Annotated in this window: 5 protein-coding genes; 4 read left to right on the top strand and 1 reads right to left on the bottom strand. The window is 39.0% G+C overall.

The genetic code is table 11. The features are described 5' to 3' along the window. The coding region (locus B2X72_RS09585; RefSeq protein WP_286849357.1) for an FAD-binding oxidoreductase at positions 1-930 on the bottom strand (930 nt) is incomplete at its 3' end. A gap of 214 nt (positions 931-1,144) precedes the next feature. Here B2X72_RS09585 and B2X72_RS09580 point away from each other — a divergent pair. From B2X72_RS09580 to B2X72_RS09565, 4 genes are all read left to right on the top strand, one after another. Beyond that, positions 1,145-1,648 (top strand): FUSC family protein, encoded by a 504-nt coding sequence (locus tag B2X72_RS09580; RefSeq protein WP_075992664.1) that lies wholly within the window; start codon positions 1,145-1,147, stop codon positions 1,646-1,648. Between the two features lie 184 nt (positions 1,649-1,832). Beyond that, complete coding sequence (locus B2X72_RS09575; protein WP_278805248.1) at positions 1,833-2,306, top strand: Lrp/AsnC family transcriptional regulator; 474 nt, start codon at positions 1,833-1,835, stop codon at positions 2,304-2,306. Between the two features lie 18 nt (positions 2,307-2,324). Beyond that, a complete protein-coding gene (locus B2X72_RS09570) occupies positions 2,325-3,392 on the top strand; it encodes an EamA family transporter (protein ID WP_145326756.1) in 1,068 nt (355 codons plus the stop codon). A gap of 145 nt (positions 3,393-3,537) precedes the next feature. Beyond that, positions 3,538-3,948 (top strand): 5'-nucleotidase C-terminal domain-containing protein (locus B2X72_RS09565; RefSeq protein WP_286849352.1); only part of this gene is annotated, 411 nt, incomplete at its 3' end.

Here is a 3,948-nt window from a genome sequence, read left to right as displayed (position 1 = left end):
GTCTACCAATTCAGATGCTTCTGGTTTATGTTCCAAGGCAATCACGTTGCCATGCATGCACTCCACCATATCAGCAAAGTGGACACAGAGTAAACCTAGTTCCTGAGGTGGTAAGGACATCAGTTTGAGTTTCGCTTCTGTAACGATAGCCAAAGTTCCTTCGGATCCTGCTAATAAATTACACATATTGAAAGGGGCCGAATGATCAGCAAGAATATCCAATGCATAACCGGTATTTCTTCTTGTGATGGATCGTTTGGGGTAGCCCGCTTCTATGGCACTTAAATGCTGTGGATCTGTCAATAATTCATTCATATTACGATAGATATCCCCCTCACGACCAGCTAATAATAATTTCTTAAAATATGCTGCTTCATCAATCGCCTCAAAAGTCACTTCAGAACAGTCGTCCAAAAGTACGTTGGCCGAAATCAAATTGTGCCGTGTATCTCCCCAGACAATTGAATGCAAACCCGAAGAGTTATTGCCAATCATTCCACCAACCATGGCACGGCTTGCCGTCGAAGTTTCAGGCCCAAACATCAGTCCGAATGGTTTAAGATAACTATTTAAGTCGTCACGAATCACACCTGGCTGCACCCGAACCCACTGCTCTTCGACATTAAGTTCAATAATACCGTTAAAATGACGAGAAATATCCATAATAATACCATAGCCTACAACCTGTCCCGCCAAAGAGGTACCGGCAGTACGTGGTATTATAGTTATCCTCTGCTGCTGCGCAAAATCAATTAATTTTTTAATGTCATCAATATCAGCTGGTATTGCTACAGCCAACGGCTTTTCCTGATAAACCGACGCATCGGTCGAATAAGCAAGCAACATTGTTTGATCCTTGGTTTCATTGGTATAAAAGAGCTCCCCCTTGAGTTGAGACGCTAATAAGGCTAATTGATTTTGATCTTTCACTTAATCTGCATTTAATGTATGAAACAAATTTAGTCAAATTTATGCATCGGAAAAAGAGATGAATGCAAGAAACGCACAAATCAAAAACAAAAAACGCATAAAAACGCAAAACAGGGTAATTTACCACAAAAGTCAATTTTATTTCGTTCCTTCAAACAATGCGTGTATTTTTGTGGCGCTACATCATTTAGTTAACGATTGATATCTTCCTTATATGCGTAATCTATTCCTTCGCTATACGCTTCATTCTGATTTTATTATATACACCATTCGGGTATTGATTGGCTTCCTTATAGGCTACCCACTCTTTGTATCCTTTCCCCAGTATTCTGTTTCTTGGACACTCATATCGATTATCCTGGTCATTTCGCCGCAAGAGAATGAATCAAAAAAAATAGCTATCGATCGCGCTAAATCCAATTTTATAGGTTCGGCAATCGGGCTTAGTTTATATTTTGTACCTATTTCACAACTGTACGCCATGATTATTGGCATTGTCGCGTCGTTGATCACATGTAAGCTACTCAACATCATGGCTGTGGCGCGAACATCTATGGTCGCACTAATTATCGTCTACCTTCATGAACAGCAAAGCCGCTCCTACTTCGCTGCCTTGGATCGCTTTGGCTGTGTCTGTTTAGGTTGTCTGATTGGATTGGGGGTCATCCTGTCTACAAGAAATATTATTCTGAAATTAAGAAAAAGGTATAATTGTTGAATTATATCGCTAGGCAACCTAAAAAGCAATATACTTACTTTCAGCACCATAACCCAGATGGTTATGATTTCTTTACAATAAATTCGAATAAAATTCATATATCATTCCGCTTTATCAGAATAATATTCAGAATTGTATAAATAATTTTGAATATTATACTTTTTTACCTACCTTTGCAGTCGAAATGACAAAAGTAGAATATAATTTAGACCAAGTCGACTATAAAATCTTGCGCTTAATGCAGGATAATGGACGGATCAACAATGCCGATATCGCAAGAGAATTAGGCATGGCACCATCAGCAATCCTCGAGCGCGTAAAGAAGCTTGAGCAAAAAGATGTGATTTTAAAATATAGTGCCAAGATCAATCCTGCCTCGGTCGATCAGAAACTTTTATCGTTTATTTTTATCAAAGCCAATGATATTATTGGCGAACAGGGTGTAGGGTTGGCACTTGCCGAAATCCCTGAAGTTCAAGAAGTACATGACATTGCAGGTGATGATGGTTACCTTATTAAAGTAAGAACTGCAGATTCTACAGGTTTAGTGGATCTCATGCGAAATACCTTAAGTAAAGTTGAAGGTATTATTTCAACGCGGACAACAATTGTACTTCAGACAGTCAAGGAAGATCAGCAGGTTGTGATACCTGAATAATAGAAAGGAGGTTTAATTATGTTGCAAGGACAAAAAAAGGCAGCTAGCCCAGTAATGGTTGTTGTTGCTTATTTCATTATTTATGTGGTATGGGGCTCTACCTTTTTCTTTATAGAAAAAGCATTGCATAGTTTCCCGCCATTTATTTTGGGTTCGTTTCGATTTGTTGCAGCCAGTGCAATCCTAATGACATATTGCGCCATAAAAGGATATAAATTATTTAACAAGCGTTCTATTCAGGAGGCCGCAATCGTAGGTTTTTTATTGCTCTTTGTCGATATGGCAGGGGTTATCTGGGCTGAGCAATATGTATCTGGTGGTGTTGCCGCTATTATTGCAGCTGCTGCTGCAATCTGGTTTATATTATTGGACAAACCAAAATGGAAAGAAAACTTTAGCAGCATTAGCACAGTTGCTGGTGTAGCATTAGGTTTCTGTGGTGTTGTGATGCTATTTGCTGAACAGATCATGGCGACCAATGACAATACAGATGGTACCCTTAAGGTGATTGCCTTATCGATTTTAGTATTGGGTTCTATCGCCTGGACTGTAGGCTCATTGATTTCCAAGTATTTTAAAAAATCTGAAAAAGAAGAAAAAGAGGATCTGCATGTTATGGTAAAGACCGCTTGGCAAATGGTTACCGCAGGTGTACTCTTTAATATCACGGCGCTTTTTACCGGCGAATATGCATCATTTACACTGCGTAGTGTGGCACCTGTTGACTGGTTCAATTTGGGGTATTTAATTACATTTGGCTCAATTCTTGCTTTTAGCTCTTATATTTGGTTATTGCAGGTGCGTCCAGCAATGGAAGTAAGTACCTATGCGTATGTGAACCCAATTATTGCACTTATTTTAAGTCATTTTTTCACTTCGCACGTGGTAACCTCCTTGCAAATTGTCGGTTTAGCCGTTATTCTATTTTCAGTCTTGTTAATGAACTGGAAAGCGTATCGCACCAAACTGTCGTCGCGCAGCAAAAGGAAAAAGATCATCCAACAAGGTAATAAGCTGGAGAACTTGAAAACAGCAGATCGCCAAATGGATGCCAATACTATTCCTGACACGGAATTGGTTCACTAGGTTGTTATTTTTCTAATTATATGGACAAAGCTTAATGTGTAACAATGTTAAGCTTTTGTTGTTTTTAAAAATTAGCTAACATTGGATAAGATTTGTTCATATATAATTGGCTAACTTTGCAAAGTATTTGGTTAAATTAAAAAGAATGAATATATCGAAGCAAATTGCCTTTATTGGTAGCCTTGGTGTCGCTTCGCTTTTGATGGTTACAGGTTGTACAAAACAGCTCCATCCAACGCAGAAAGATTTCCAACAATATCATATCAATAGCGATATGCAAGCTGATCCTGCGGTCGTATCAATCTACGAGCCCTTCAAGCACAAAATGGAAGCGGAAATGAACCGTGTGATTGGACATGCGGACAAGGCATTGACAAAAGAGAAAACAGCGGAAACATTAATGGGCAACTTTTTTTGTGAAGCCTTGTTGTGGATGAGTGAACATAATGCCCATAACCCTGCGGATTTAGCTTTCGCAACAAAGGGTGGGATTCGAAATGACCTTAAAGCAGGAGATATTACCGTAGGACATATTTTCGAGGTTATGCCCTTTGAG

The organism is Sphingobacterium sp. UBA7253 (assembly GCF_002472745.1).
Classification (GTDB): Bacteria; Bacteroidota; Bacteroidia; order Sphingobacteriales; family Sphingobacteriaceae; genus Sphingobacterium; species Sphingobacterium siyangense.
The sequence above is the reverse complement of the archived record's forward strand: the minus strand, read 5'-3'. Positions and strand labels throughout refer to the sequence as shown.

Coding starts and splice junctions, on each gene's coding strand:
- B2X72_RS09580 (WP_075992664.1), top strand. CDS start 1,145: ATGCGTAATCTATTCCTTCGCTATACGCTTCATTCTGATTTTATTATA.
- B2X72_RS09570 (WP_145326756.1), top strand. CDS start 2,325: ATGTTGCAAGGACAAAAAAAGGCAGCTAGCCCAGTAATGGTTGTTGTT.
- B2X72_RS09575 (WP_278805248.1), top strand. CDS start 1,833: ATGACAAAAGTAGAATATAATTTAGACCAAGTCGACTATAAAATCTTG.